This is a genomic window from Mesorhizobium sp. M7A.F.Ca.CA.001.08.2.1 (genome assembly GCF_003998455.1).
GTDB classification, from domain to species: Bacteria; Pseudomonadota; Alphaproteobacteria; order Rhizobiales; family Rhizobiaceae; genus Mesorhizobium; species Mesorhizobium ciceri.
In genome coordinates, this window is the sequence record NZ_RZPW01001010.1 from 1 (window position 1) to 1,807 (window position 1,807).

A 1,807-nucleotide genomic window follows, 5' to 3' on the forward strand; every position below is an offset into this window, starting at 1 on the left:
CTTATCCTCGGCCCATCCGGGCTTCACGGCCGCCACGGCGGCGACCGCCATTGCCGGCGCCGTCGCCCGGCGCATTGACTTGCGTCGGGGCGGCAACGGCCTGGCCGCCTTCGGCCGGCTTGTAATCCTTGTAGGTGCGGATCCAGTTGGTGCAGTTCTCGTCGGTGCCGTTCAGCACATTGGCGCCGCGCACGGCTTCCATTTCCTGCGGGCGCACCGGGTTCATGATGGCCGAGGTCATGCCGGCGCCGATCACCATCGGGATGAAGGCGGCGTTGATGCCGTGGCGATGCGGCAGGCCGAAAGAGATGTTGGACAGGCCGCAGGTGGTGTTGACCTTGAGTTCTTCACGCAGACGACGCAGCAGCGCGAAGACCTGGCGGCCGGCATCGCCCAGCGCGCCGATCGGCATCACCAGCGGGTCGACGACGACGTCATGCGCCGGAATGCCGAAATCGGCGCAGCGCTCGACGATCTTCTTGGCGACGGCGAAACGCACGTCCGGGTCCATCGAAATGCCGGTTTCGTCGTTGGAGATGGCGACGACCGGCACGTTGTACTTCTTGACCAGCGGCAGGATGGCTTCGAGCTTTTCTTCCTCGCCGGTGACGGAGTTGACCAGCGGGCGGCCCTTGGCAACCTTGAGTGCGGCTTCGATCGCGGCGGTGACGGAACTGTCGATCGACAGCGGCAGGTCGACCAGCCCCTGCACGATCTCCAGCGTCTGCACCAAAAGGCCGGGTTCGGTCTCGTTCGGATTGACCGAGGTGACGCCGGCATTGACGTCGAGCATGGTGGCGCCACAGGCTGCCTGCTCCAATGCGTCCCTGATGACGGTCCCGAAATTGCCCGCGATCATCTCGGCGGCCAGCTTCTTGCGGCCGGTCGGGTTGATGCGTTCGCCGATCACGCAGAACGGCTGGTCGAAGCCGATGATGATTTCTCGTGTCGCCGAAGCGACGATGGTACGGGTCATAAATTCTCTCCGCCGTGATATAAAGATTTCTTTATATCGTTGTCTGGTTTCGTTCAAGCGAATGGGTGACCGTCCGCGCCGTCAGTGCGCGGTCTTCACCATGTCCACCTGCGTTTCGGTAATGTCGTCGTGCAAGATGCTGTCGAGCCGGTCGGCGACAAGCTGATCGTCGCGGCGGATCTCACGTTTCCATGGCTGGCGGCCCTTCAGCACGCCCGATTCATCGACGATCTCGGCAACATATTCTTCCTGTCGGTAGGCCATCACGTGAACGCCGGAAACACCTGATATTTCCTTCACCTCGTTGATGATGTCGATGCAGAGCTGCTTGCCTTCCTTTTTCTGGTCCTGGGCGCCTTCCAGCCGCTTGATGACAGAATCGGGAATATGGATGCCCGGCACGTTCGAGCGGATCCACTTGGCCGTCTTGGCCGAGGCGAGCGGCCCGACGCCAACCAGGATGAAGCATTTTTCGGTATAGCCGAGGTCGCGCACCTTTTGCATGTAGGTGCGGAACATGGGCACGTCGAAGCAATACTGACTCTGTACGAATTGCGCGCCGGCGGCGATTTTCTTGCCCAACCGATGCGGGCGGAAGTCGATCGGCGGCGCGAACGGATTGATCGCAGCGCCCAGGAAAAGCTGCGGCGGCGTCGTCAGCTTGCGGCCGGACAGGAACTTGCCGTTGTCGCGCATGATGCGGCAGGTTTCCAGGAGCGACATGCAGTCGAGGTCGAACACCGGTTTGGCGCCGGGCTGGTCTCCGGCCTGGACGCCGTCACCTGTCAGGCACAGCATGTTGGCGACGCCCATCGCAGCCCCGCCCAGCAC

General features: G+C 62.5%; 2 protein-coding genes. Both read right to left on the reverse strand.

The features are described from left to right. Position 1: 1 nt before the first annotated feature. A complete protein-coding gene (locus tag EN914_RS34110; RefSeq protein WP_024501313.1) occupies positions 2 to 976 on the reverse strand; it encodes a methyltetrahydrofolate cobalamin methyltransferase in 975 nt (324 codons plus the stop codon). Positions 977 to 1,057: 81 nt separating this feature from the next. Further along, positions 1,058 to 1,807 (reverse strand): methylenetetrahydrofolate reductase (locus EN914_RS34115; protein WP_164779124.1); only part of this gene is annotated, 750 nt, incomplete at its 5' end.

Excerpts from the sequence above, each read along its gene's own strand:
- EN914_RS34110 (WP_024501313.1), bottom strand. The coding sequence starts at position 976 with ATGACCCGTACCATCGTCGCTTCGGCGACACGAGAAATCATCATCGGC.